Source organism: Streptomyces sp. NPDC005784 (genome assembly GCF_042871525.1).
In the GTDB taxonomy this organism is placed as follows: domain Bacteria; phylum Actinomycetota; class Actinomycetes; order Streptomycetales; family Streptomycetaceae; genus Streptomyces.
Genome location: NZ_JBIAIQ010000019.1, coordinates 66,753 through 92,314, shown reverse-complemented (window position 1 = coordinate 92,314; position 25,562 = coordinate 66,753). Strand labels below are relative to the sequence as shown.

The following is a 25,562-nucleotide window of genomic DNA, read 5'->3' as shown; positions in this document are numbered from 1 at the left end:
CCGGGCGGCACACTTCATATACGTACGTACGCACGCTTCAAACAGACAGGTAGGTCATGGCTGCTAACAACCGCCGCATGTCCGGCAAGAAGGGCGCGCAGGTCGGCAGTGGCGGCCAGCGACGCCGGGGCCTGGAAGGCAAGGGTCCGACCCCGCCCGCCGAGGCGCGCAAGGGCCACAAGAAGAACCGCATCGCGGGCGCCAAGGCGAAGCAGATCGTCCGCCGCCCCGCCCACCCCAAGGGCCGCGGCGGCAAGGGCACGTCCGAGATGGTCGTCGGGCGCAACTCCGTCGTCGAGGCGCTGCGCGAGGGCGTCCCCGCGATGACGCTCTACGTCCAGCAGTTCATCGACAACGACGAGCGGGTCCGCGAGGCGCTCCAGCTCGTCGCCGAGCGCGGCGGCATCCACCTGATGGAGGCCCCCCGCCCCGAGCTCGACCGCATGACCAACGGGCTCAACCACCAGGGTCTCGTCCTCCAGGTCCCGCCGTACGAGTACGCGCACCCCGAGGACCTCGCCGCCGCCGCTTACGACGAGGGCCAGGACCCGCTGATCGTCGCCCTCGACGGGGTGACCGACCCGCGCAACCTCGGCGCGGTCGTCCGTTCCGCCTCCGCCTTCGGCGGCCACGGCGTCGTCGTGCCCGAGCGGCGCGCGGCCGGCATGACCGCCGGCGCCTGGAAGACGTCGGCCGGTGCCGCCGCCCGTATTCCCGTCGCGCGCGCGTCCAACCTGACGCGGGCCCTGGAGGCGTACAAGAAGGCCGGCCTCGTGGTGGTCGGACTCGCCGCGGACGGCGAGGTCGAGGTCGGTGACCTGGAGGCGCTGGGCGGCCCCGTCGTCATCGTCGTCGGCAGCGAGGGCAAGGGCCTGTCCCGACTCGTCGGCGAGACCTGCGACTTCCGGGTGCGGATCCCGATGCCCGGTGGCGCGGAGTCGCTGAACGCCGGTGTGGCGGCGGGAGTTGTGCTGTACGAGGCAGCACGCCGACGCGCCTGAACAAACGTCCAGGTGGTCACCCCCGTGGGGCAATCGGGATGTTCTGGACGATCTTGACGCGGTCCGGACAGTTCGGCGTGGTCAAAGCAGTGTCCTAACCACACGTCACTCGGTTAGATGAGTGTGGACACCAGAACACCCCGCACACCCACGGGGGACCGCTCGTCGGGATTCGACGAGGTTCCCGCGCTGAGCATGGTGAAGGTGCCGAGCGATCCGGCGCAGGTCATCGTCAATCATGCGAGCTTCCGCGTCCAGTTGGCGGGTGCGTCGCGCGGCCAGTCCCCGCGTATCGCACGGCACTTGGGCTCTCCCGGCGACGCCGCGCGGATCCCCGGCGCAGGTGCGCCGGGCCGAGCGGGCGGGGCCGGTCCGGCCGACGGCGCCCGCCGCCGCGCCCCCGTCGTCTGGAGCGGGAAGTCCGCACCGGACGACACCGGCGCCCACCGCCTGCTCCAGGCCGTACGGAGCGCGGGCCTCACCCACCGCTCCACCCGGCCGACGGCCGCCGCCGGTTCGACCCAGGTCATCCCGCGCATCGGCGAACAGCCGGGCTACGCAGGCGATCTGACCGTCGACACGGTCGAGACGCCGCTCGTAGGCAGCCAGCGTGCCCCTCTCGGTGAAGAGCAGCGGCTGCTGCCGCAGATGCGCAGCGTGGGCAGTGCCTACGACGAACAGGCCTACGACGAACAGGCCTACACGGACACCGACTTCGGGGACGACGGCTTCGAGGGCGACGGCTTCGACGACACGGCGGGCGACGCCTCCGGCAGGCGGCGCAGTTCCGACCCGGTCCGGCAGGCCTATCACCCGGGCCGCCGGATGAACCTCGGCGTCGTGCTGCTCCCGCTGCGCGTCTTCCTCGGATTCATCTCCGTCTACGCGGGGATGGGCAAGCTCTGCGACCCCGTCTACTTCGACGGCGGCAAGCGCGGTTCCATGGTGAAGTGGCTCAACACCCTGCACCCGTGGGAAGTCGCCGAGCCGCTGCGGCAGTTCGCGCTCCAGCACCCCGTCGGCTCCGGGCTCGTCATCGCCTTCTTCCAGGTCATCGTCGGCGTCCTGACCGTCCTCGGGCTGTGGCAGCGGGTGGCCGCGGTCGTCGGCGCGATGCTGTCGGCGGCGCTCATCGTCACGGTCAGCTGGAAGACGGTTCCCGCGTACGACGCGCCCGACATCATCTACCTCGCCGCCTGGTCCCCGCTGATCATCGCGGGCGCCCCGGTCTACTCCGCCGACGGGCGGCTGGCCAGTGAGGCCTGGCGCAGGCTCGGGCCGCGCGCCGACATCTGGGACCTGCGCGCCCGGGTGCTGCGCCGTGGCGCGCTGCTCACGGCCGTCGTCGCCGGACTGACCCTGCTCATCGGTTCGCTCCTCGGCGGCGCCGTCCGCGACTCCGGCCGGATCGTCGTCCCCGGACCCGGCGAGGCCCCGCGCAACGAACTGCCCGGCTCCCCGCTCCCCGAGACGCCCGGCAAGCGGCATCAGAAGGCCACCCCGTCGGCCTCCGTGGCGCCCAGCCGGAGCAGCTCAGCGCCCCCGTCGCAGGCGGCCGGTACGCCGGGCGCGACCCAGGAGACCAGCCGGACCGGCGCCGGGCAGCCCAGCCAGACCCAGGGCAGCGGCCAGGCCCCGCCCCAGCACTCCGCGCCGGTCGACCAGGCCCCGAGCACCAGCGCGGGCCCCACCAGCAGCGGCGGCACGGCGACCGGCGGCAGCGGTGGCGGCAGCGGCACCGGTGGTACGGGCGCCGCGAACGGCACCTCCACCGGCGGGAGTTCGTCCACCGGCCAGCCGGGCCTGGTGGGCGGTCTGCTGGGCTGATCGCCCTGCGGGTGGTCAGCTGGATCGACCGCCTGGTGGGTGCTCAGCCGGGCTGACACCCTCGCCCCGCGCAACGACGGCAGGGCCCCGCACGCAAGTGCGCGGGGCCCTGCCGTCGTGTTGCGTGCGCGGCCCTGAGGCGGTCGTGCGTCGGGAGCTCCCGTAGAGCCGGGAGAGCGTCTCTGACGGGTCTCTGACGGGTCTCTGACGGTCTCTAACGGCCCAGGGCCGCGAGCTCCTTCGCCGCTTCCGTGAGGTCCTTGGCGGTGTCGATGGCGCGCCAGTAGGCACCCTGCGGGATCGGGAAGCCGGACAGCCGGCGTTCGCGGGCCAGGCGGGGGAAGGTGGTGCGCTCGTGGTCACCGCGCTCGGGGAGCATCTCGGTGAACTCGGGGGAGAAGACGTAGACGCCCGCGTTGATCTCGAACGTGGAGGGCGGGGCCTCGATGAAGTCCGTGATGTGACCGAAGCCGTCCGTCTTGACGGCGCCCCACGGGATGCGGGGGCGGGCCAGCGCGAGGGTCGCGACCGCGTCGCGCTCGGCGTGGAAGTCCGCCATGTCGCGCAGCGAGAAACGGGTCCAGATGTCACCGTTCGTCGCGTACCAGGGCAGGTCGGGGTGCGGGAGGTGCGCCGCGGCGTACTTGAGGCCGCCGCCGCGGCCGAGGGGCTCCGTCTCGACGACCGTCGTGACATTGAGCGGGAGGTCGGCCGAGTCCAGCCACTTCTGCAGGACGTCGGCGAGGTGACCGCAGGAGACGACGACGTCGGTCACGCCCTCCTCGGCGAGCCAGGTCAGCTGGTGGCCGATGATCGGTGTCCCGGTGCCGGGGATCTCGACCATCGGCTTGGGCCGGTCGTCGGTGTAGGGGCGCAGCCGGGAACCCTGGCCGCCGGCCAGGACAACGGCTTGAACGGGGCGCGACGCGGCGTTCGGATCGGTCATGCCCGAACTGTACGTGGCGCCCCGCACCCGGCCTCCTGCGGCAACCGTTCCTTAATCAGCTGTTACCGGGCGGCCCGGAATCGGCCGATTCACGACGCTGTGGGGCGGGCGGCCCCGAAGGGCTGTACCCCTCGGAGGGAGCTGTGGTCTCCGAGGGGAGCCCGCCCGGGGACGGGGCGGTGACCTCAGAAATGGGTGGCCGCGACCCCCGAGGCGAACGCCGTGTCGCAGACGGGCCGGGCGAAGGACTGGGCGCGGGTCGGTCCGTACACACGGACCGCGGCGCGGCCCAGGGCGCGGGCGATGGAGGCGCAGTGCTTCGCGAGCGCCGGACGGCCGTTCACCGCCTCCTGGAGGTGGGTGAGGGCCACACCCGGGTTCTTCTCCTGGAGCTCCAGGAGAAGCGTGTCGCGCAGGACGTCCTGCGGGGCACGGGCGACGGCTCGCGTCGAGACGTCTTCGGAGGACGCGGTGAGCACCGAGCTCGAGGAATTCCCCGACCAGTTGACTCGGGTGACCGCGAGAGTCCCGGAGAGCACCAGGACGACAGGCAGAACGAGGGCGAGGGTGCGGCCGATCCGGCGGGCGGGGCCACGGCCACGCCGGGTCCGTTGGTTAGTGGTGGAGTGCTTCACGCGAGTGAGGGTAGCGCGGGGTGATGATTTGGCGACATTTAGTCACCGGTTCGGGGGATGGGGAAGCGGCGTTTTCAGGGTGCCGTGTTGACGCACGCATATCGAAATGCCCGGTCTGCCGGGGTATTTGTCGACAACGAAGAGGGCCCCGCAGCCTGCTGCGGGGCCCTCTTCGTCAACTTGAGTGAATTCAACCCTTACGGGGTGCGTGTTTCCGCCGGGCTGACGCGGACGTCAGGCCGACGTCAGTCGGACAGGCGCTCGCCCGTCGAGGTCGAGAACACGTGGATCTCGCCCGGACGCGGCACTACGTGCAGCGTGGCGCCCTTGTCCGGGACCGAGCGGCCACTGACGCGGACGACGAGGTCCGTGAGCTTGTCGTCGACCTTCGCGGAGCCGTAGACGTAGCCGTCGGCGCCGAGCTCCTCGACGACGTTCACCGAGACGGCGAGGCCGGCCGGGGCGTCCTCGGTGTCCTTGGAGAGCGACTTGGCGGCCTCGCCGTTGTGCTCGACCACGTCGAAGTGCTCAGGGCGCACACCGACGGTGACCGTGCGGTCGCCCTTGTCGGCGGCGGCCTTGAGGGCCTCGCGGTTGACCGGGACGACGCTGTTGCCGAACTTCACGCCGCCGTCGGTGATCGGGACCTCGATCAGGTTCATGGCCGGGGAGCCGATGAAGCCGGCGACGAACAGGTTGGTCGGGCGGTCGTACATGTTGCGCGGCGAGTCGACCTGCTGGAGCAGACCGTCCTTGAGCACGGCCACACGGTCGCCCATGGTCATGGCCTCGACCTGGTCGTGGGTGACGTACACCGTGGTGATGCCGAGGCGGCGCTGGAGCGAGGCGATCTGCGTACGGGTGGAGACGCGGAGCTTGGCGTCGAGGTTCGACAGCGGCTCGTCCATGAGGAAGACCTGGGGCTCACGCACGATCGCGCGGCCCATGGCGACACGCTGGCGCTGACCGCCGGAGAGGGCCTTCGGCTTGCGGCCGAGGTACTCGGTGAGGTCGAGGATCTTCGCCGCGTCCTCGACCTTCTGGCGGATGTCGGCCTTGTTGACGCCGGCGATCTTGAGCGCGAAGCCCATGTTGTCGGCGACGGTCATGTGCGGGTACAGCGCGTAGTTCTGGAACACCATCGCGATGTCCCGGTCCTTGGGCGGCAGGTGCGTGACGTCGCGGTCACCGATGCGGATGGTGCCGGCGTTCACGTCCTCGAGCCCCGCGAGCATGCGGAGCGAGGTGGACTTGCCGCAGCCGGAGGGACCGACGAGGACGAGGAACTCGCCGTCCTCGATGTCGATCTCCAGGGCATCGACGGCGGGCTTCTCGGAACCCGGGTAGATCCGGGTCGCCTTGTCGAACGAGACAGTGGCCATGGTGATGGGCCCCCTTCACCGGCAGGAACGTGCCGGACGATCCGTTGTAAAGGTGGTGATCCACTATGGAAACGCCCATAGTGGTGTAGTCCACATGAGTGAACTGGGTCAGGACGCTACCTGGCGTTCATGTGTTCTGTCAGCACCCGGGCACCGGTGAAGTTCGCGGAAACTCTCGACAGGGCCCCGCTGCGACGTGGGTACACTGCACGGGCACGCACGCCCCGCGCGCGCGGCAGGCCTCCTTAGCTCAGATGGCCAGAGCAACGCACTTGTAATGCGTAGGTCGTCGGTTCGAATCCGACAGGGGGCTCATCTTCGGCCCAGCTCAGACGGTGTCTGAGCTGGGCTTTTGCGTTCAGTGGACGCGGCGGCGGCGCTTGGCGCGGACCGCGCGGCTGTCCGGGGTCTCAGGTGTGGTCTCACCAGGGGCTTCCGGCGGGGCCCTGCCATGGCTGCGTCCCGGCAAGCTGTCATCAAGTCCACTCGAACCGACATGGACAGGATCACGCGACTAGCCAACGCCCACCCCGGCGGAACGAATACGGCGAGACCTCCACCAACCCCAGACCGTGTGGCCCACCAGAGCGACCGCAACGGCAACAGCCGTGAACCGAACGGTGGTCCAGGTACCCAGAACAACCTGACTCGGCCCGCGCGACTCCATCTCCAGACGCATGGAAGTCTCATAAAAGGCCACCAGGGGAATAAGCAGCCGGAAGAACAGGCCGCCGATGCCCGGCACCTGTGCGAGGTTCCCCAGGAGTCCAAGGGGTGCTCCGAAGAGGAATGCCAGCACACCCCAGAGGGCGATTCCGGATGATCCCGCACCTGAGGAATCCAGTCCACCCAGGGAGGCCAGGTTTCCCTTGGTCAGGTAGTAGGTCACGACGCCGATAGCCAGTCCCAGAGGCGCGAGAACAACCGATTCGATTTTGGATCGGCGGAAATAGCCCACCAGAAACGGGTAACAGGCCCACGGCCACCCACCGGTGAAAACGGCGCCCATGGCCGCACCCGGACTGCCGCCCCAATGCTCAGCGGTAGGCCCTATCAGGCCGAGCAACAAGCCAAGCCCGAGTGGCACCGCAAACGACGCGGCCCGAGCACCCCAAAAGTTCACTCTCTCCCCTTCCAGCCCTGATGTGGCATTACTCCGGGCCCGTGTGCGCCCGGAGTAATGCCTCACCCGAGGGAGGTCAACCCTCATCACGGTGGACACATTTATGCATTACTGTAATAGGCATAGCAAGTGTATGCCGCACCATTTATTGTGTTGGCGTAGGAAGTCTCCCCCTTCGCCACCCAGCCACTTGAATGGTCGATGTTCCGGACCCTGACCGTTGTCTTGTGCTTCACATCCGCAATGTAGTTCGAGTAGCACTTCTTTCCATCCGACACCAGATCGTCCCCATAGCACCACTTGCCATGGGTCACATTCTCGCAGGTATTCCCTCTCAGCTGAGCGGCCGATTCATTGATTTCCAGCTTTACCACGCCCCACTCGGAGGGGTCACCCAGCTCCGCCGGCGGGTTGACGCCGTCACCCCTCTTGTGGGTGATGGGCTGCCCAGGTATGAGGCCGTCGCCGGCCTCAACCACGGTATCGCCGGTACCGGTTCCGCCCTGAGGGCCGTAGGCCGCCGCCGGGGTGGCAAAGCTGGAAACCGCAAGCGCGGCGCCCGAAATGCCGAAAAGTATTAACTTTCCAAACTCTTTCACGTTACCCCTTCTCCGCTCCCCGCTATCGGGGGCTTCGGAGGGATCTTCTATGAGGGCGCTGTGGTGGTCAAGGCTTGGCCGTTTTACGGCCCCGGCACGGCCTGAAACCGTTGTCCGGGCGGTGGTATTCACGGGCGGGGCCATGAATGCGCGGCCACGGCACGCGTGTCGTCAGGGCCCATAACACCCCCGCCGTCCTGGCCGCCGTCCGCGACCTGATCCGTGGTGCTCTCAAGCCGGCCGGGCACGTCAACGTCGCCTCCGCCCGACGCGCCCACACCGACCGACACCAAGGCCTCGCCCTCTACGGCATCGCGAAATCGCCATGAACCGGGACATTCAAGGGGGAATGCCGGGCCCTGTGCCTCAAGGTGGCCGGGCTCCAGCCGTATACGGGGTCGGCGCATCACGGATTTGAGGACGAGGCGCCAACCTCCGAAGTGCTCTCCAGTGCACAGCGCATCACAATCGAGCCGACCGAACTATGAAGTCTTCTCCGCCATAAAGAGACTCGTAATGAATCTCGATGAGCATTCTTTGGGAGATGAGTTCCCAAAACCACCTGGGCTCATCTCCGTTGCATTCGTCGATGTGTAACAGGTAGCTCTTCTGCCCCGGAACAAGAGCTGTACCTTCGACCAGAGTCATTACCTTCGGATGAAACGGGAGGGGCTGAGCCACTCTGCGGTAGGTCTGTAGGTCCCAGGGCCCGATGGCCTCCCCGTCGAGCACCACCAAGGTCTTGGTCACAATCGCCGGTCCAATACCAGCATTGATGACCTCAAGGCGGGCCACGTCGTCCGTATAGCCTGCCCTGACCGTCCGACACTGCAGCAGGGGCCGTACTGACTGTCGGTTGTGTTCTCGGCCGGCTCTTGTCTGAACCAGACTGATCCACAATGAGCCGAGGGCTATCAGGGTCGCGCAGATAGCAGTGCCTGTGTTGGCGTCCAACGTCGTCCCCCCACTGCTGAATCGTCTAGGGATGAGACCCAATCGCCGCATGCATGGTTCCGAAGTCGCTGAATCCACGGGGACCCGCACCGTCCGTCAACGTGCGGCAACGGGCGCGGAGGCGTACGGATGCCCTCGGGCCAAGCTCGGACAACTTGTACCCGGTAGGTCGTCGGTTCGACAGGGGGCTCACTTTTCAAGCCCGGCTCGGACGGTGTCTGAGCCGGGCTTCTGCGTTCGGCGGACGCGGCGGTGCTTGGCGCGGGTCATGCGGCTGTCCGGGGTCTCGGTTGCGGTCTCGCGAGGGGCTTCCGGCGGTGGCATGAAGGTGTCTCCCGTGCGGCGCATGGCGTCCTTCCAGAGGTGAGAGCGCCCCTTCACGTGCAGCCGCGTCCGACTGATCCGCGTGTGCCGGAGGATCTCCATGATGGTGACCATGTCCACGCCCAGCTCATTCGGAATCGTGCCGGCCGTGTGACGGCTCCCGTCGTAGCGGCGGCGGTCGTCGATGCCTGCATCGGCAAGCAGCTCCTTGAATTCCTCCCAGTCGGCTCGGGGGTCGAGCGGTCGGCCGCCGGGGCGCGTGAATACGGCGCCGTGCGCCGCACGCGTGTGGGGCCTTGCAGCCGTGGCGCCAGGTGAGGCGCTGCAACTGCCACTGAGGGTGGAACGTCCCGCCATCGAGGTCGACGTACGGCCACCGGAAGCCGAGTACTTCCCCTTGCCGGAATCCCATTCCGACGCCAGAGCAGTTGGTCCGTTGCTCGGAGCGCGGTGCTCATCGGGACTTGTCTTTTCTGTGGGCTCGGGGTGCCTCTCAGGAGTCCGCTACACGCGTTGGTGCCGTGCCGCTGCAGATTCATGGGCTCGGAAGAGGGTCGAGGGTGGACCCGGGCCGTCCTGGAGGGGGAAGCCGCCATCGGTGGTGACCGTGCCGATTGGCCAGGGCCCAGCTGTGCCGGGGAAGCCAGGGCCAGGGGATCGCGTGATCGTCGTCGCTCTGGGTGATTCGTCACGCACGCCAAGTGGTTGATCGGGACGGTCGGGTGATGGTGCGTCATGTCGTGGGGGCGGACATGTGAACGCCTTTGCGGGGGCGTGGTCGTGCCGACAGGCGGATTCCGTCGGGGGGTTGGCGCTTCGTTTCCGCCGGTCAGCGCTGCCGCGGTGACTCATGCATATTGCATGAGTCACTCTGGGCTGCTATCAATTGCTCCACGCATAAACCACGGGATCTTCACAACGTGAAGAACGTCCTTGTCGGTTCGGCGCTCATGGCGCGGTCGCATCAGCAGACCGCAGGCCGAATGTCGGGTCCCCCAACCGGCGCCCGGCCCCGTGATGTGTCCGGGTGGTCGGGGGAGTTCGCACGATTCCACCCGTAGGCCCCCCGGGCCGCCCGTCCTTCAGGGAAGCAAATGAGTACCTGTCCGTCCTGCGCTGAACCGATAGCCGCAGGTCACGCGTTCTGCGGCCGTTGCGGGGCACCGGTCGCGCCAGCTCCGTCGGCAACTGCGCCGATGCCGCCGATTCCGTCCGCACCGCCCGCGCCGGGGAACTCGCAGGTCCCGGCCGTGCCTCAGTCGGCACCCGGGCAGTCCGGTGTGACCGCTTCCGGTCGTCCGGCCGCATGGTTCAGCCAGGTCCGGCCGGACGCGCAGTCCGCCAAGGCCGCGGCCGTCAGCGCCCTGTCGGCTCTGGGGAGCCAGCTCGGCCTGCTGTTCGTCGTCCTCGCCGTCGCCGCCCAGTTCCTGCCCGAGCGGAACACCGGCACGGTCGCCGACTGGCTGACGGCCGCGGTGTGGGTGGCCGGACTGGCCCTTCGGGGCACCCTGGGCCTGACGGTCGAGGGGGGTGGGGAATCCGAATCGGGCAGCGGCTTCGGCGACTTGATGCCCGGGGATTTCGCCGGTCAAGCGGAGATCGGCCTCACCCTGCAGTTGCTGCTGTTCACTTGCACCGCCCTGTTCGCGGTGTGGTGGTTCGCCCGGCGTGGCGAGCGGCGGGCGGCGGCGGACACCTGGGCCCGCGTGGCGGGCCGGTCCGCCACCGGTGCCCTTGTCTACGCCCTCGCCATGAGCGTTCTAACTCTGGCCACCCACTCCTCCTCCGTTTTCGGAATGAAGACCGAGGAACTCGGGCCGGTGTCGGTCGACTTGGGCGTCGCCGTGTGGCCGCTCCTCCCGTACACCGTCGTCTTCGTCTTCCTCGCCGACTTCGCCGCCCGGGCCGCCGTTCGCCACGGCACCCTGGGCGCGCTGCCGGGCGGATTCGCCGGCCGGCTGCGCGACTGGCGGTCCCCGATGGTCGCCGCGGGCACCGTGAGCGCGGTGCTGCTCGGCCTGGGCGCCCTGACGGTGCTGGGCTTCGCGGTCTTCGGCGACACCGGTGACCTGAACGCCGGTGCCGCATTCGGCCTTTCGCTGCTCACCTTCATCAACTCCGCGGTCTGGCTGACCGGTGTGGCCATGGGTGTGACAGCCGGCAGCTCCTTGAACGGCGCCGCCGGCATCCAGTCCGTCCTCGGCGGCGATGACACCAGTCGGCTGAAGGACGTGAAGGCGGGCCTGTTCACCGGCAACATGCCCGGTGCCGCCTATCTGCTGCTGCTTCTCGTCGCCTTGGTGGTGGTCGTTACGGCGGTGCGTCACGCGCTCGCCCACGACCCCCGGGAGCGGATGCTGAGCACCCTGTGGAGGTTCGCGGCCGCCATGGCCGTGCTGTGGATGCCGCTCGGCATCGTGTCCGGACTGAAGGCCGATGTCGACGGGGGCGTCGATATCGGGGTGGGGCCCCTCGGCGCCAGCGGTAGTGCGCACGGTTCGGTGTCCTTCGGCCTGAGTGTCTTCGGGACGTTGTTCGTGGCGCTGCTGTGGGGTGGGCTGCTGCTCGTCGCGGCGCAGTTCCTGACCAGGCCGCTGCTGAGCGTCTTCCCCGCCGCGGGTACTTGGGTGCTGCGGATGCCCGGCCTGCCCGTGCACCCGCAGTGGGCCGCGCTGCTCGCCGACGCCGCGCACCGCAAGGGCCGCCCGGTGCCGCCCCGGCTGACGGGCGCGCTGACCGAGCCGCTGGCCACCGACGCGAAGTGGGCACGGTTCACCGGTGTCGGCCTGATCGTCGCCGTCGTGCTCGGCGGTGGCGGCACGGCTGCCTGGGCGGTCGTGGATTCCCAGGTCTACGGCCCGAAGGCGGCTGCCGAGGACTACATGCAGGCCGTCGCGGACGGACGTGCCGAGGACGCCCTGGAACTGCTCGACGGCTCGCCCTCCGGCCGGCTGCTGACGCAGGCGGCGCTGGACGGCCAGCGGAAGGCCGCCCCGCTGACCGATGTGAGCGTCGACGAGGTGGACGAGTCCGGGACGACGGCCACCGCCACCGTCACCTACTCGGTGGGCGGGGAGAAGCGCGAGACCTCGCTGCGACTGGTCACCGACGAAGAGGACGAGCACCTCGGTCTGTGGCGGCGCTGGAAGGTCTCGGGCGGCCTGGCGCGGGTCGATGTGACGGCGTCTCCGCTGCTGAGCGAGGCCAAGGTGAGTGGTGTGTCCGTGCCGTTGAAGGACGGCACCGCCGAACTCGCTGTCTATCCCGGCATGGTGACCGTCGAGGGCGTGAACTCCGGCTATGTCGCCGCCAGTGGCGGCGGCTCGGTCATGGTGGATCCCGGCGGCAGCGAAACCCCCGACGACCTTGACGCGGCTCTCACCGATGAGGGCGAGCAGGCCGCGCGGGAGGCCGTGGTCACCGAGCTGGCGCAGTGCGCGGAGCGGAGTACGACCCTCGAACCCGAGGACTGCCCGATGAGTCCGGACGGCTGGTACTCCTCGCTCGACGAGGTCGAGGACGTCCACTGGACCCAGCAGTCCGAGCCGGTGCCGGCGGCCGAGCTGGCCGAGGACGGAACCGTGACAGTCACCGGCGAACTGGACCTCAAGGTCAGCTGGGTCAGCGTCGACGACTGGGCCGGCGCCAAGGAGAAGCAGAAGGACACCTGCACGAAGTCCTTCTCGGCGACCGTCGATCTCTCCGGCACCACGACCACCGTGACCTTCGACTCGGGCTACGACTACGGATGGTGATCGGATCCGGCCGTGATCGGGTCCTCTCCCGCTGATGGCCGAGGGACTCGGTGCGGCGAGATCCCGCCGCACCGCACCGCACACCGCGCCGCGTCCGCCGGAGCCGTACCGCAAGCAGCTTTTTCCGCAAACCCCTGAATATGTCGACCTTTTGAGGAGTAATGCCATGAACATGGATAAGACACCCGTCGGAGCTCCGGCTGACACCGCGACCGAAGCCACGACCGAAGCCACGACCGAAGCCACGACCGAAGCCACGACCGGGCCGGCCCCGACGCAGGCGCCGGGCTTCGGGCCCGCTCCGGTCGTGCCCGCCGGTTATGCCGCGCCCGCCGGATACGCCGCGCCCGTTGTCCCTGCACCGGGGCCGGGTTACGTCGTGTACGTCACGCAGACCGTGCCGAAGGAGCTGCGCGTGGGCGCCGGCGCGCGTTTCGGTGCCTACCTGCTGAACCTGCTGCTGATAGTGGTCACCCTGGGGATCGGCTGGCTGGTCTGGGCCATGGTCACCTGGTCCACCGACGCGGCGAACCCGGCCCAGAAGATCATGGGCCTGACCATAGTGAAGAAGGACACCGGCGTCCGGCTGACCTGGGGCGACATGTTCGTCCGCAACTTCCTGCTGGCCGGCGTGGTGATGGGCTTCCTCAGCGGGATCACGCTGACCATCGCCGCCTGGGTCAATCTGTTCAAGATCTTCGGTAGCGAGAAGCAGAGCCTGGTGGACTCCATGGCCGGCTCGGTCGTCGTCAGGCGCACCGTCTGAGCGTCGGCCCCGCTGCCCGACCAGGACGTACCGGCAGATCGGTACGTCCTGGTCGTACGAATCCTGAGCCGCGGCATGTCGTCCTGACGGATCTCGTCGACGCCCGCCATGCCTTCGAACACGGCCCGCGCGCAGTCCCTTCGGTGTTACTTGATGTAGACGAGGCTGTCGGTGGTGACCGTGGGGCGGCCGCTGGTGCCGACCACGACGATCTTGATCGTGTGCTTGGCGCTGCTGGACCAGGTCTTGGTCCAGATCGCCTGCCGGTACTGGGTGGTGGACGACTTCAGGTCGACGGTGGAGATCTTGGTGCCGTCGACGTAGATGTAGGCCTGGCCGGAGGTGGCGGCGCGGGAGACCACCCACGCGGCGGAGCGGCCGGTGAAGGTCCAGGTGAGGGCGGCGCCCTTGGAACTGCTGGAGTAGGACTGGCCGCCGAGGTAGCTGGTGGAGGAGCGGGTGGTCCAGCTGCCGGACTTCGTGGCGGCGGTCTCCTGCAGCACAACCGGGGTGTACGAGGGGGAGGCCGTGCGGTAGTTGCCGGCGTAGTCGTAGGCCCGCATCGACCATGTGGTGGCGGTGCCGGACTTGGCGGTCTGGTTGGAGGTGGTGGTGGTCGGGCCGAAGCCGGCGGTGGTGGGGGACAGCAGCTTCACCTCGCGCAGGGCCTTGTCGTCGGTGGCCTTCCAGCCGAGAGCCACGGGGATGGCGCTGGTGCTGACGGTGCCGGAGCGCAGGGAGAGGCCCGGGTTGGTGGTGAAGGTCGGTGCGGTCGTCTCGGCGACGACGGTCAGCGCGGCACTGGTCGCGGTCCTGCCGGACTGGTGCACGGCCCGCACGGCGACGGTGTGGCTGCCCAGGGCCAGGGTGGCGCCGGCCCACCGAGCACCGCGATCCCTGCGGACTCCCGGTTCCAGCCGTAGGTGTGTGCGCCGAACACCGGGAGGTCGACGCCGCCCTTGCGGCCCTCGAAGATGGTGCCGCACTTGTCGACGAGGAAGTTGTAGCCGATGTTTTTCCAGCCGCTGACCTGGACGTGGTACGCGTAGATGCTCCGGATGATCGACGGCGAGTCGGCGCAGGAGTAGTCGTTGGCCCCGTCGGTGTGGTGGACGAAGACCGCCTTCACGTCCGCGATGTACTCCGGCGCCTCGGGGCTGATCGACTCGTCGGCACCCCAGTCGGCGCGCGAGACGATCGGCGGTTCGGGCACGGTGGACGGCGGCGCCGGGGGCGGCGCGCTGGACGACGTGCTCGGCGAGGGCGACACGGAGTCCGTGGGGGACGCCGAGTCAGAGGGCGGGACGGAGTCCGTGGGGGACGCCGACGCGGTGGGCGGGACGGAGTCGGTGGCTGCGGGCGGGGTGTCCGTCGCAGCCGGGGACGTGGTGGTCTGGCCGTCCGTCGGCGTGACGGTGGTGCCGTCGGTGGTGCCGTCGGTCGGCGCGGACGCCGTGGCGCCGGGACTTTCATCGACGACGAACGCGGCCCGCTCGGCTGCGGTGCCGCCGGCCTTGGTCTCGGCGTCGGTCAGCACACCCGGGTCGACCAGGTTGACCTCGAGCCCCTTGGGCAGAGCGGAGCTGCCGGCGCCGTTCTTGCGGACGACCTGCACCTGCATGCCGTCGGAGGGGCCGACCCACAGCGGCTCGGAGGCTCCGCGAACTCCGGCGCCCGGGTGCTCCAGCGGGTCGACGTTCAGTTCGAGGTCCTGCCAGGCGCTCCACCGGCCGGTCTCGAGGCTGCGGGTGCGTACCTGCGCCGTGCCGTCGAGCCGCTTGGCCGCCCCCGTCCAGGAGACGCCGAGCATCGAGAACTGCTCAGTGTCCGTGCGCGGCAGCTCCCGCTTGTCGCCTGTGCCGCCTTTCAGCGCGAGGTCGTACACCTTCGCCGGTCGCTTGGCCCGGCGGGCCGCGCCAGGATCGGAGGACGGGCTGGCGACGGCGTAGGTCACCACACCCCCGCCTCCCAGGACCAGCGCACCGAGCGTCAGCCACGCCCGTCGTTTCATGCTCAGCGGTCTGTACACATGCGATGTACGACGACCCACGACGTATCCACCCCTAGAAGGCCCACAAAGGCCACAGAAAAATAGTCACATGAGGCACACCTGTCACACAGGCAGCCGCCCTCTACAGCGCACCGCGTCCGGCGAACGTCACAGGCCAACAGGCTGTGGTGACGCAGACCACTGCGATGGCGATGTGTCACGCGTTGGCGCTGGTCAGCCCCTTGGCCGTCCGCAGCGGCCCGGCCGTCCTTGCCCTCGAGCACGCGGCTGCCCTCGCACGGCGACGCTGACAAGGGGTGCCTCTGTCGGCCGCGGATTCCTGACCCGCGGCTTACGTGCGTCTCAAGCCGGCAGCCACTTCACCACCGCGTCCCCGCACTCGGCCGTCTGTGCGTAGAACGCCCTCAACTCCTGGTGCGCCACCGCGAACGCATGCCACGTCTCGGGCTCCGCGGTCACGCCGCCGTAGCGCGGCAGCAGTTCGGCGCGGGCGAAATCCCACAGCGCGTCGAAGTCGGCCGTCGCCAGGAACCCGGCCACCCGGCGGGCCTGGGCCGCCGTCAGCACCAGGAACGGCGGCTTGTGCCGGTCGGCGCGGAACACCGGCCGACCACCGAGCACCACCTGGGTCCGGGGCCGGTCTTCGGCGCGATGCGGGGGAGCGCCGGCGTAGATGCGTTCCTGATCCAGATAACGCTTGTCCAGCGACTCTTCACGGTGCCGGCCGACCCGGCGCCGGACGGTCTCCGAGTCGTCCTCGAAGAGTCGTTCGAGCCAGGTCGTGCTGTTGCGCAGTGCGGGGGGCGGTACAGCTCGCAGACGGAGGTACGTACTCATGCAAGAGGGAGCGCACGGGGGCGCCGGAGCATTACACGGCCCGACGGACCCCGCCGGGTGACGGGCACCGGCTGCGACGTGAAGGGGCGCCCGAGGCGTTGTGACACTTCCGTAAGGGCGGACGCTGGTAACCATGGGGCCGCCGATGCGACCGGAGCACGGCGGACGGCATGCACTCGCCATGGACCCGGTACGAACGAGGACAGTCTTGGGCCAGGTACAACCCCGCCGTACACAGGCGTACGACGGGGAGTTGGGCGCGGCGGTCGCGCGGGCCCAGGACGGCGACGAGGCCGCTTTCGCGGTCGCGTACCGGATCGTGCAGCCGGGCCCGCTGGGCTATCTGCGCGGCCTGGTCGGCGACGACGCGGAGGACGTGGCCTCCGACGCCTGGCTGGAGATCGCCCGTGACCTCGGCCGTTTCAAGGGGGACGGGTCCGGGTTCCGCGGCTGGACCTCGACCATCGCCCGGCACCGGGCGCTGGACCATCTGCGCCGCCAGCGCGTACGGCCCCGGGCAGGAGGGACCGAACAGGACGTACTGGACCTGCCCGGCCGGCACAGCACCCATGAAGAGGCCCTGGAGTCCTTGTCCACCGAGCGGGCGCTGGAACTGGTCCGCGGGCTGCCACGGGACCAGGCCGAGGCCGTGCTCCTGCGGGTCGTCGTCGGCCTGGACGGTCCCGCCGCCGCACGCGTCCTCGGCAAGCGTCCGGGAGCGGTGCGCACTGCCGCACACCGGGGCCTGAAACGTCTGGCCCGTCAGTTGTGCGTCGCCGGCGAAGCGGACAAGGGTGTGACGAATGAGGCTTCCTCAACGCTGGGTGATTCGAAATGAACGACGTCGGCAACAGTGACCGACGGACAGGCATCGGACTCGGACGCCGAACGAATCGAACCGGTCGAACAGGAACGGAAGCGGACATGGGTGAACGGCTGGGCGGTGACGGAGTTCCGGGCCGTCGACGTGCGCACCCTGGCGGCGCCGTGTCCGACCCGCGGGAGGTGCGTGACGCCGCCGCGCTGGAAACGGAGCTGGGCGCCGTGCTGCGCGGAGGTCGTCTCGACCCCGAGGTCGAGCAGCGGACCCTGGCCGCCTTCCGGGCCGCCCGTGACGCAGGTGCCCACCGGGCGCGTACCCGGCGCCGGGACGACTGGCGGCTGCCCGCGGAGCGGCGTGCCAGGCGTCCTGTGAAGACAACGCTCGGCGTGGTGTTCGCCAGCCTCACGCTGGGTGGAGTCGCGGTCGCGGCCATCGGTGCCGTCGGCTCGTCCACGGACGGTGACGGTGCCGCGCGGGGGACAGCGCATCCGTCGGCGGTCGCCCCGGACCAGCCGGGCGGTGAGGCCTCGTCGGCGTCCTCGGGTGTCCCCGGACCGACCGACCGCCCGGCCACCGCCCAGGACACAGAAGCCCACTGCCGCGCCTACGAGCAGGTCAAGGATCGCGGCAAAGCGCTCGACGGAACGGCTTGGCAGCGACTCGTCACGGCCGCCGGCGGGAAGGACAAGGTCGCCGCATACTGTTCCGAACAACTGGCGCGGGCGACCGCCACGCCGAGCGGGTCCGCCGCCAACGGCAAGGCGGGAGGCGCCGGTGCCTCCGGCAACGGTGCCTCCGGCAACAACTCCGGCGGCGCGGGCAACGCGGCCGGAAACGGCCGGGCAAGCGGCGCGAAGGGCAGCGGGAAGCACAAGTAGCCCGCGCCGTGCGCAATCCGTGCCCGTAAGCCGTGCCCAATCCTTGCCCGTAAGTCATGCCCCTCCGCCAACTCATCCGGAGCCTGCGGGGGCTGCTTCAGTCCCGCGGTGTGCCCCCGCCCGCCGGTGAAGAAGATCAGGTGATTCAGGAGTGCCCCGACCTTCAGCTCCGAGCACGGTGTGCGCGCGTCGAACGCGTCCGGCTCGATCCCCCGGACGATGTCCACCGCCGCTTTCGAGGCTCGGGCCATCACAGATCTCGTCTCCACGCCATCCCTTCCCCGTTCGCCGTCAGGCACGGTAGACAGGACGACGATGACGGGTATTGAAGAAACGCGACAGCGGGCCATCCTCGACCCGCGCACCGCGGCTGAGCGGTTCCGACTCGACCACGAACCGACCCCGGCTGATCTGGCCCCATTCGTGGACGGTTACTGGATCCTCCACTGGGACCTGACCGAACCACACCGGCAGCAAGTCCTCACCTACCCGGTGGTTCACCTCACCTTCACCACGGGCGGGCAGGCCCAGATCACAGGCATCGTCAGCGACACGTTCACCCGAGAGATCTCCGGCACCGGCCGGGTACTCGGTCTGCGATTCCGGCCCGGCGGCTTCCGCCCCTTCCTCACCGCCCCGGTGTCCACCCTCACCGACCGAGTCCTGGACATCGAAGAGATCTTCGGCCCGACGGCGCGGGCAGCAGCGGACGCCATCATCGCCGAACCCCGCGTGCCCACCGCGCTCCACCTCGCAGCCACGCTCCTGCGCGACTTGCGGCCCGCGCCCGACCCTGCCGTCGACATGGCGGCCGGGCTGGTCGAAACGATCAGCACCGATCCCGCTGTTCTACGGGTGTCCCAGCTCGCCGCGATCGCCGACATGAGCGTGCGCCGGCTGCAGAGGCTGTTCGCCGAATACGTCGGCATCGGACCCAAGTGGGTGATCCGGCGAGCCCGCATGCAGGAAGCCGCCGCACGTGCGGCCGCCGACCCGCAGGACTGGTCCGCTCTCGCCGTCGAACTGGGCTACTCCGATCAAGCACACTTCACCCGCGACTTCACCGCGTCCATAGGCATCTCCCCGGCGCGGTACGCGTCTTCGGCGGGACGCCGGAACGACTCCTGAAGTGCCGTCCCCACCCGTTTCCTGAAGTGCCGGCCACCCGTTTTCACGGGCACGGGCACGGGCACGGGCGGTGGTGCTGGCGCGTCAGTTCTGGTTGACCGGCCAGACGGCCGCCGGATCGCAGCGGGCCGGGCACGCCAGCAGGTAGACCTCGTTGCCCAGGAACAGCCAGTAGGTGTCGGCCCTGACGCTGTACGGCTGTTCTGGCCGGCCGGGGTGCACAGCGAAGTCCATACCCTCAGGAATCTGGCAGACGTACACCAAGTCCGCACCGCACGCGCATCTGTAGTCCTCGGGCCCCTGCGCCCAGGACGGGGTACCGCCCACCTTGAAAGTCTGGGACCCGACGCCCTCCTCGTCGGGGGTGTCCACGAAAGGCCGCAGAGCCAGCGGCAGCGCGCACAAGGACGGTTCGGTTTCCGGGTCCGGCAGCGCCGCGCGGCTCTGAATCAGTACGCGCCAGAACGGGGCCGGGTAGGGCGGCTGCGGAGCGTCCCAGTACCTCGGTACGAGCCGGCCATCAGCAAGCTGTGGGTCGGATGCGTCGTTGTGCGCACGGCAGTGAAAGACAAGGAGGTGCTCTCCGCCGAAAGGCTCCAGGTCCCAGGGGATGTCGAACTGGAAGAACAGAGCCATCCGCTCACCACAGAAGCACTCGGGCCAGTCCTGGTCCTGGTCGAGAAAGGGTCGGCCTCCCACCGAGTTCCGCGCCGGACGGACCAGCGGTTCGGTTCCGACCTCGACCGTGTAAGCAGGCCAGGACGAGGAGGATGCGGACGGTGCTCGTTCGAACATCCGCTCAGCGTAATAGCTGTCCTGTGACAGTCGGTCGCGGATGAAATGGTCTTGAAGTGGCGGGTATTCCGGCCGAGCCCGGCCCCGAACTCGGCTACGCGGGCGGCCCGTTGCTCGTCGCCCGTTGCCGTTGCCCGTCGCCGTCGCCGTCGCCGTCGCCGTCGCCCCCGCGACCGCTCTCGTACGCCGAGCCACGGGGTCGCGCACCGGCGCACCTTCCGCCGGCCGACTCAGCAGGGCACGTCGAGCGTGACCGCGGCCCCCGCAGCTTCCGTAACTCCCGTGCCTCCCATGGCTCCTGGTGAGATGTTCGCGGCGCGGGCCGTCCCGCCGTGCGAGGCGGCGACCGCGGCGACCAGCGCCAGGCCCAGTCCCGCGCCGGGCGTGGTGCGGCTTGCCTCGGCACGGCTGAAGCGGTCGAAGGCGTGCGGCAGGAAGTCCGGCGGGAAGCCGGGGCCTTCGTCGGAGACCGACAGGGACAGCCGGCCGTCGCGTGCCTCGGCGCGCACCACGATGGCGCCGCGACCGTGCCGCAGGGCGTTGTCCAGGAGGGTGCCCACGGCCGGTTCCAGCCAGCGGGGGTCGACCCGCACCGTCGCGGGGCCGTACGCGACGGTCAGGGTGCGGCCGTCGCGTTCCGCGTGCTGCTCCTGGTCGAGGACGAGATCGTCGGCGCGGAGGCGGCCCGCCGGGTCGGGGCGGCGCCGCGATATCGCGCGCAGCCGGGCCAGCACACGCCGCTACGGCGAAGGTCTCAAGGGTGGCTCAGCGACAGCCCGGGGCGGCACCGATGGCTTCGGCCGCCTCGGCAGGCCGTCGGGTGCCTCAGACCGTGAACTTGACCGCTTCGAGCCAGCGGTCGTTCTCCAGGGCGCCGCCGAAGACGAAGCCGGGGCGCGCGTCGGCGCAGCCCTGCCCGCCCCAGTCGAAGCCGTGGACCTTGACCGTCTGGCAGATCCGGCCGCTGCCGATGTTGATGGCGAAGCCCGACATGACAGGGGCGCTCTTCTTCGTGCTGCCGATGTAGTTGTTCCTGCCGTCGGCGATGACGGCCGTCCACTGCGGTTCCCATTTGCCTTGCCCGTTGGACGACTCGGGGTCGTGGACGAAGGCGTTCGCGGCCGAGCCGTCGCTGCCGGACACCGCGATGTTGAGGGCCTTGATCGGACGGTTCCGGCCCGAGGTGCCGGCCATCGTGCCGTCGCACACGGGCTTCTGCCAGCCCTGCCCGGAGACGTAGGCGCGGTAGCAGATGTGCCGCCCCGAGGGATCGTTCCGGGCGAGACGGTTCACGGCGGTGGCCGCGGTGTCCTGCGCGGGCTTCGCGGTCACCGTGGCCTGCGGCGGCCTGGCGGTCACGGTGACGGTGACCCCTCCGCCGCTCCTCGGGTCCTTCGCGCCCTTGGAGCCCTTGGACCCCTTCGCGCCCTTCGACTCCTTCGGATTGACCGAGGGCGAGACCGAAGGGCTGGGGGGTGGTGGGATGCTCGCGGACGAGGTGGAGATCGGCCCCGACTTCCCGGCCTGCGGGCTCCTGCTCGTCTCGTCGCTCGACCGGGCGGCCTGTTTCTGGCGCCCGCCGTCGTCCGACCCGCCGCTGCCGAGGATCACCAGCGGAACGATGACGAGGGCGGCCACGACGAGGGCCACCGGCCCGACCACCAGAGGCCTGTGGAGCAGGCCGGGCCCCACGTACTCGTCGTCCGACTGACGCGATCCGCTCCTGCGGACGAGCTGCGGACCGGGCCTCGCGCCGCGGTCGGAGCCCGCGCCAGCGATACCGTTCCCGTCGGCGATGCTGCCCCCGCCGGGGGAGGGCGGCAACGGCAGCGGCGCGGACTCCCGCTGCCGTTGCTGCTCCAGCGTGTACGCCTCGACGTCGAAGTCGTCATCGTCGTCCAGGTCATCGTCGAACAGGCCGTCGTCGTCCAGGTCGTCGTCCGGGTCATGGTTGTCCCGGTCATCGGTGTCCAGGGCGCCGTCGAAGTCCTCGTCGAGCGTCTCGTCGGCCGCTGCCTCTTCGGTGAACTCCCCGGTGAATCCTTCGGCGGAATCGTCCTCGGAGCCTGTGACCAGGCCGTCGTCGTCTCCGGCGGGCCCGGGTCCGTGCGCCGAGGCCGCGCCCTCGGCCGGCTCCGGAGGCTCCTCGACGCCGGGCGTCGGCGCCGGGCCGGAAGCCGGTTGCGCCGCCGCGGTCCCGGAGGGCTGCTCCCTCTGGTCCACCAGCGTGCTCGAACCGTCCGGGGCCACCTCGACGAACGCGACGTAACCCGCGGAGGGGTCCGAGACGGTGGCGGTCACGGTGGTGCCGCGGTCCCGCGCGTATCCGTGCAGCGTGTCGAGGATCGCGGCGTCGATCGTCACCCCGTCCGCCGACGGTACGGGCTCTCCGTCGATCGCGGCCGAGCCGTCGCCGGAGATGACCACCGCGAAGCGGGGAACCTGCGCGGGCGCCTCCCCCACGGGTTCGGGTGCGGGCGTCTCCGCCGGGCGTTCGGGCGAGGACGCATCACCTGGGGGTTCCCACTCGGGTGCCTCGCCCGCGGGTTCCGGCTTGTTGAGGTCCGTCGGCTTCCCGGGCACGGCGGGGTCGCCCCCTGTGGTCGGTTCGGCTGTCTCTTCGCCCCGGCTCATGGCGCTTCCTTCCTGACGGTCCCGGCCGCGTGGCGTCGGCCGGGCCCGTCGCGTCGGTTCCTCGTAGCGCAACGGGCGCCGCCCGGGAACGGTTCAATTCCCGGGCGGCGCGGCGCGGCACGGAGGCGGAGGGGATGTGTGCTCCTGCACACTCCCAACTCCCCTAAGCGGACTGGAGTGTTCAGTAGAGTGCGGAGAGTGAACGCCTATGAGGATTCTGTGCGCTTCGCCGTGCTGGGACCGGTCCGGGCATGGCGTGGCGATCAGGAGGTGGACGTCGGTTCCCCACAGCAGCGGGCTGTGCTGGCGGCGCTGCTGCTCCGGCGAGGGCGCCCCGTCATGCTCGGCGAACTCCTCGACGCTGTCTGGGGCGAGGAGCCACCGGCGGCAGCCGTGTCGGTCGTACGGACATATGTCTCGCGTCTGCGCAAGGGGCTGGAACCGGGACGGGGCTCCGCCGACGCCCCGCGGGTGGTCGTCTCGGTCGGTGACGGATACCTGCTGCGGATCCCTGAAGCCGCCCTGGATCTGGGATTGTTCGAGCAGCGGGTCGCCGAGGCCAGGAAACTGCGCGCCGGGGGCGATCCGTCCGCGGCGGCCGATCTGCTGCACGCCGCGCTCGGCGGCTGGCAGGGGGCGGCACTGGCGGGAGTGCCCGGACCGCTCGCCGAGTCCGAGGGTTCCCGGCTGGACGAGCAGCGGCTGGCCGCGCTGGAGATGCGGCTGGACGTCGACGTGGAACTCGGACGCCACGGCGAAGTGATCGCCGAACTGGTCTCGTTGACCGGGAAGTACCCGCTGCGGGAACAGCTGTGCCGGCTGCTCATGCTGGCCCTGTACCGGTCCGGGCGGCAGGCCGAGGCGCTGGCCGCCTACCGCAGGACGCGCGGCACCCTGGTGACCGAGCTCGGCATCGACCCCGGCACGCCGCTGAAGGATCTGCACGACCGCATCCTCGCCGCCGACGCCTCCCTGGACGCCCGGCCGTCGCGGCCGCCGCGGCCGCCCGAACCCGAGCCGCCCGCGGAGTCGGACCCGCCGGTTGTCACGCACGCGGCGCTTCCGGCCCAACTGCCCGCCGACCTGCCGACGTTCGCCGGTCGAGAAGCCGAACTCGACCGGGTGCGGGCCCTGTTGCCCGAGGCGGGCGAAGCTCCGACCTCGGTGGTGATCGGCGCGATCGGCGGAATGGCCGGCATAGGCAAGACCACCCTGGCCGTGCACTGGGCCCACGAGATGGCCGACCGCTTCCCCGACGGACAGCTCTATGTCAACCTGCGCGGCTTCGACCCGACCGGCGTGGTGATGATGCCGGAGGACGCCATCCGGACCTTCCTCGACGCGCTCGGCGTCCCCCCGATGCGGATCCCCGCGAGTCTCGACGCCCAGGCGGCCCTCTACCGCAGCATGCTCGCCCAGCGGCGGGTACTCGTCCTGCTCGACAACGCCCGCGACACCGACCAGGTCCGCCCGCTGCTGCCCGGCTCCCCCGGCTGTCTGGTCATCGTCACCAGCCGCAACCAGCTCACCGGCCTGGTCGCCGCGGAAGGGGCGCACCCGCTGACGCTGGACCAGCTGACGCCCCCGGAGGCGTACGACCTCCTGGTGCGCCGCCTCGGCACCGACCGGCCGGCGGCGGAACCCCGGGCGGTGGACGAGATCATCACGCGGTGCGCCCGGCTGCCGCTGGCACTGTCCATCGTCGCCGCCCACGCCGCCGCGTACCCCGATTTCCCGCTCAGTGCCATCGTCGACGAGCTCCGCGAGAGCCACGGCAGCCTCGACGCCTTCGCGGGGGGCGACGACATCACCACGGACGTACGGGCCGTCTTCTCCTGGTCGTACAAGGTGCTGTCCGCCCCGGCCGCGCGCCTCTTCCACCTGATGAGCCTGCATTCCGGGCCCGACATCTCCGCGCCCGCCGCGGCCGCTCTCGCCGGGCTCCCGCCGCGGGAGGCCCGTGGTCTGCTCGTCGAACTCACCCGCGCCCATCTGCTCACCGAACACTTCCCGGGCCGCTACACCCTGCACGACCTGCTGCGCGTGTACGCCGCCGAACGGGTCCACGCCGAGGAGACACCGCAGGAGCGGGACCGGGCGGTGGAGCGGCTGCTCTCCTGGTATCTGCACACCGCCGACGCCGCCTACCCGTACATCACCCCGCGCCGGCTACGGATCCCCCTCGATCCGCTGCCTCCCCTGTGTCTGCCGCTGGGGTTCACGACGCACGACGAGGCGCTCGGCTGGTGCGAGAGGGAACGGAGCAACCTGGTCAGCACGGTGCACCAGGCCGTCGTTTCCGGGCATCCCGGCATTGCCTGGCGGCTGCCCGCCGTCCTGTGGGGGTTCTTCTACCTCCGCAGCCACATGCACGACTGGCTCGACACCGCCAGGGCGGGACTGGCCGCCGCCCGCGCCGCCCACGACCGCGAGGGCGAGGCCCAGGGCCTCGCGGACATGGCGGCCGCCCTGCGCAGTTCGGGCCGGCTCGACGAGACGATCGACCACCTGCGTCAGGCGATGGTCGCCTACCGTGATCTCGGGGACCACGACGGCCGGGGGTCGGCCGTGTCCAACCTGGGCGACGCCTATCTCCAGTCCGGGCAGCTCGCCAAGGCCGTCGAGTACATCCGTCGGGGGCTGGCCATCGAACGGGTCATCGGCAGTGCCTGGGGCGAAGGCATCGCCCTGAGCAACCTGGGCGACGCCTATCAGCGGCTCGGCCGGTTCGACGAGGCCGTCGACTGCCTGGACCAGGCGCTGGCCATCCTGCGTGTCAACGGCAACCGGTGGGTCGAGGGCGTCACCCTCGACATCCTCGGCACGGTTCACCGCCGCCTGCGGCGCCACGATGCCGCGGTCGAGTACCACCTCCAGGCGCTCAGGACGCACCGGGACATCGGCAACCGGTGGGGAGAGGGCCACACCCTGAGCAATCTCGGGGACGTACATCTGGACGCCCAGGAACCGGAGGCCGCGCGCGACAGCTGGCTTCAGGCCCTGGCCATCTTCGTGGAGTTCGACCATCCGGACGCCGAGACGGTCCGTGCGCGGCTCGGCCGGCTGGAGGACGCCCCGCCCGGCGCCCGCGCCCAGGAGGCTGCCGAGCCGGGGCGGACCGCCTGACATACGTCTCCTTCGGTT

At 70.1% G+C, this 25,562-nt stretch carries 18 protein-coding genes, 1 tRNA gene and 3 pseudogenes; 10 read left to right on the top strand and 12 right to left on the bottom strand.

Annotated features, from left to right (window positions below; genetic code table 11):
• The first annotated feature begins 56 nt into the window (after positions 1–56).
• Entirely contained in the window at positions 57–1,001 is a 945-nt protein-coding gene (gene rlmB, locus ACFYR3_RS27120; protein ID WP_355841199.1) for a 23S rRNA (guanosine(2251)-2'-O)-methyltransferase RlmB, read from the top strand.
• Positions 1,002–1,124: 123 nt separating this feature from the next.
• Entirely contained in the window at positions 1,125–2,828 is a 1,704-nt protein-coding gene (locus ACFYR3_RS27115; RefSeq protein WP_389284925.1) for a DoxX family membrane protein, read from the top strand.
• A 214-nt stretch (positions 2,829–3,042) separates the two neighbouring features.
• On the opposite strand, the gene ACFYR3_RS27110 is transcribed toward ACFYR3_RS27115, so the two are convergent.
• The 3 genes from ACFYR3_RS27110 to ACFYR3_RS27100 form a co-directional block, all read right to left on the bottom strand.
• The gene (locus tag ACFYR3_RS27110; protein ID WP_355841200.1) at positions 3,043–3,774 is read right to left on the bottom strand and encodes a nucleotidyltransferase family protein; all 732 of its coding nucleotides are present in this window, start codon (positions 3,772–3,774) and stop codon (positions 3,043–3,045) included.
• Positions 3,775–3,959: 185 nt separating this feature from the next.
• Positions 3,960–4,409, bottom strand: coding sequence for a hypothetical protein (locus tag ACFYR3_RS27105; RefSeq protein ID WP_355841202.1), 450 nt, complete (start codon positions 4,407–4,409; stop codon positions 3,960–3,962).
• 245 nt (positions 4,410–4,654) lie between these two features.
• A complete protein-coding gene (locus ACFYR3_RS27100; RefSeq protein WP_355841204.1) occupies positions 4,655–5,791 on the bottom strand; it encodes a sn-glycerol-3-phosphate ABC transporter ATP-binding protein UgpC in 1,137 nt (378 codons plus the stop codon).
• Between the two features lie 239 nt (positions 5,792–6,030).
• On the opposite strand from ACFYR3_RS27100, the gene ACFYR3_RS27095 reads away from it, so the two are divergent.
• A tRNA-Thr gene (locus ACFYR3_RS27095) sits at positions 6,031–6,104 on the top strand.
• A gap of 201 nt (positions 6,105–6,305) precedes the next feature.
• On the opposite strand, the gene ACFYR3_RS27090 is transcribed toward ACFYR3_RS27095, so the two are convergent.
• Positions 6,306–6,800, bottom strand: coding sequence for a hypothetical protein (locus tag ACFYR3_RS27090; RefSeq protein WP_355841206.1), 495 nt, complete (start codon positions 6,798–6,800; stop codon positions 6,306–6,308).
• A gap of 215 nt (positions 6,801–7,015) precedes the next feature.
• Complete coding sequence (locus ACFYR3_RS27085; RefSeq protein ID WP_355841208.1) at positions 7,016–7,645, bottom strand: lactococcin 972 family bacteriocin; 630 nt, start codon at positions 7,643–7,645, stop codon at positions 7,016–7,018.
• 38 nt (positions 7,646–7,683) lie between these two features.
• Between ACFYR3_RS27085 and ACFYR3_RS27080 the strand changes: the two are divergent.
• Positions 7,684–7,842 (top strand): annotated as a pseudogene (locus ACFYR3_RS27080) (ISAs1 family transposase); the annotation flags it as partial.
• A gap of 133 nt (positions 7,843–7,975) precedes the next feature.
• Here the strand turns inward: ACFYR3_RS27080 and ACFYR3_RS27075 are convergent.
• Positions 7,976–8,308: a hypothetical protein gene (locus ACFYR3_RS27075; protein WP_355841210.1), complete on the bottom strand. Its 333-nt coding sequence runs from the start codon at positions 8,306–8,308 to the stop codon at positions 7,976–7,978.
• 348 nt (positions 8,309–8,656) lie between these two features.
• Positions 8,657–9,212 (bottom strand): annotated as a pseudogene (locus ACFYR3_RS27070) (tyrosine-type recombinase/integrase); the annotation flags it as partial.
• Between the two features lie 859 nt (positions 9,213–10,071).
• Between ACFYR3_RS27070 and ACFYR3_RS27065 the strand changes: the two are divergent.
• Complete coding sequence (locus ACFYR3_RS27065) at positions 10,072–12,546, top strand: hypothetical protein (protein WP_389284899.1); 2,475 nt, start codon at positions 10,072–10,074, stop codon at positions 12,544–12,546.
• Positions 12,547–12,580: 34 nt separating this feature from the next.
• Positions 12,581–13,312, top strand: a complete 732-nt coding sequence (locus ACFYR3_RS27060) for an RDD family protein (protein ID WP_389284898.1) — start codon at positions 12,581–12,583, stop codon at positions 13,310–13,312.
• 146 nt (positions 13,313–13,458) lie between these two features.
• Here the strand turns inward: ACFYR3_RS27060 and ACFYR3_RS27055 are convergent.
• Positions 13,459–15,323, bottom strand: a pseudogene (locus ACFYR3_RS27055) (N-acetylmuramoyl-L-alanine amidase).
• 342 nt (positions 15,324–15,665) lie between these two features.
• Positions 15,666–16,160, bottom strand: coding sequence for a DUF1877 family protein (locus ACFYR3_RS27050; RefSeq protein WP_355841216.1), 495 nt, complete (start codon positions 16,158–16,160; stop codon positions 15,666–15,668).
• Between the two features lie 181 nt (positions 16,161–16,341).
• Between ACFYR3_RS27050 and ACFYR3_RS27045 the strand changes: the two genes are divergently transcribed.
• The 3 genes from ACFYR3_RS27045 to ACFYR3_RS27035 all read left to right on the top strand — a co-directional run bounded on the left by ACFYR3_RS27045 (position 16,342) and on the right by ACFYR3_RS27035 (position 18,989).
• Positions 16,342–16,998 (top strand): RNA polymerase sigma factor, encoded by a 657-nt coding sequence (locus tag ACFYR3_RS27045; RefSeq protein WP_389284897.1) that lies wholly within the window; start codon positions 16,342–16,344, stop codon positions 16,996–16,998.
• 149 nt (positions 16,999–17,147) lie between these two features.
• Entirely contained in the window at positions 17,148–17,861 is a 714-nt protein-coding gene (locus ACFYR3_RS27040) for a hypothetical protein (RefSeq protein ID WP_389284896.1), read from the top strand.
• A 315-nt stretch (positions 17,862–18,176) separates the two neighbouring features.
• A complete protein-coding gene (locus ACFYR3_RS27035; RefSeq protein ID WP_355841222.1) occupies positions 18,177–18,989 on the top strand; it encodes an AraC family transcriptional regulator in 813 nt (270 codons plus the stop codon).
• 84 nt (positions 18,990–19,073) lie between these two features.
• On the opposite strand, the gene ACFYR3_RS27030 is transcribed toward ACFYR3_RS27035, so the two are convergent.
• The 3 genes from ACFYR3_RS27030 to ACFYR3_RS27020 all read right to left on the bottom strand — a co-directional run bounded on the left by ACFYR3_RS27030 (position 19,074) and on the right by ACFYR3_RS27020 (position 22,418).
• The gene (locus tag ACFYR3_RS27030; protein WP_355841224.1) at positions 19,074–19,784 is read right to left on the bottom strand and encodes a hypothetical protein; all 711 of its coding nucleotides are present in this window, start codon (positions 19,782–19,784) and stop codon (positions 19,074–19,076) included.
• 230 nt (positions 19,785–20,014) lie between these two features.
• Entirely contained in the window at positions 20,015–20,518 is a 504-nt protein-coding gene (locus ACFYR3_RS27025; RefSeq protein WP_355841226.1) for a HAMP domain-containing sensor histidine kinase, read from the bottom strand.
• A gap of 91 nt (positions 20,519–20,609) precedes the next feature.
• Complete coding sequence (locus tag ACFYR3_RS27020) at positions 20,610–22,418, bottom strand: hypothetical protein (protein WP_389284895.1); 1,809 nt, start codon at positions 22,416–22,418, stop codon at positions 20,610–20,612.
• 198 nt (positions 22,419–22,616) lie between these two features.
• On the opposite strand from ACFYR3_RS27020, the gene ACFYR3_RS27015 reads away from it, so the two are divergent.
• Entirely contained in the window at positions 22,617–25,544 is a 2,928-nt protein-coding gene (locus tag ACFYR3_RS27015; RefSeq protein ID WP_389284894.1) for a BTAD domain-containing putative transcriptional regulator, read from the top strand.
• Positions 25,545–25,562 lie beyond the last annotated feature (18 nt).

Bases quoted from the DNA above. Each gene is read 5' to 3' on its own strand.
- rlmB (WP_355841199.1), top strand. From the start codon at position 57: ATGGCTGCTAACAACCGCCGCATGTCCGGCAAGAAGGGCGCGCAGGTC.
- ACFYR3_RS27110 (WP_355841200.1), bottom strand. From the start codon at position 3,774: ATGACCGATCCGAACGCCGCGTCGCGCCCCGTTCAAGCCGTTGTCCTG.
- ACFYR3_RS27100 (WP_355841204.1), bottom strand. From the start codon at position 5,791: ATGGCCACTGTCTCGTTCGACAAGGCGACCCGGATCTACCCGGGTTCC.
- ACFYR3_RS27090 (WP_355841206.1), bottom strand. From the start codon at position 6,800: ATGGGCGCCGTTTTCACCGGTGGGTGGCCGTGGGCCTGTTACCCGTTT.
- ACFYR3_RS27060 (WP_389284898.1), top strand. From the start codon at position 12,581: ATGGCCGAGGGACTCGGTGCGGCGAGATCCCGCCGCACCGCACCGCAC.
- ACFYR3_RS27050 (WP_355841216.1), bottom strand. From the start codon at position 16,160: ATGAGTACGTACCTCCGTCTGCGAGCTGTACCGCCCCCCGCACTGCGC.
- ACFYR3_RS27045 (WP_389284897.1), top strand. From the start codon at position 16,342: ATGGACCCGGTACGAACGAGGACAGTCTTGGGCCAGGTACAACCCCGC.
- ACFYR3_RS27035 (WP_355841222.1), top strand. From the start codon at position 18,177: ATGACGGGTATTGAAGAAACGCGACAGCGGGCCATCCTCGACCCGCGC.
- ACFYR3_RS27030 (WP_355841224.1), bottom strand. From the start codon at position 19,784: ATGTTCGAACGAGCACCGTCCGCATCCTCCTCGTCCTGGCCTGCTTAC.
- ACFYR3_RS27020 (WP_389284895.1), bottom strand. From the start codon at position 22,418: ATGAGCCGGGGCGAAGAGACAGCCGAACCGACCACAGGGGGCGACCCC.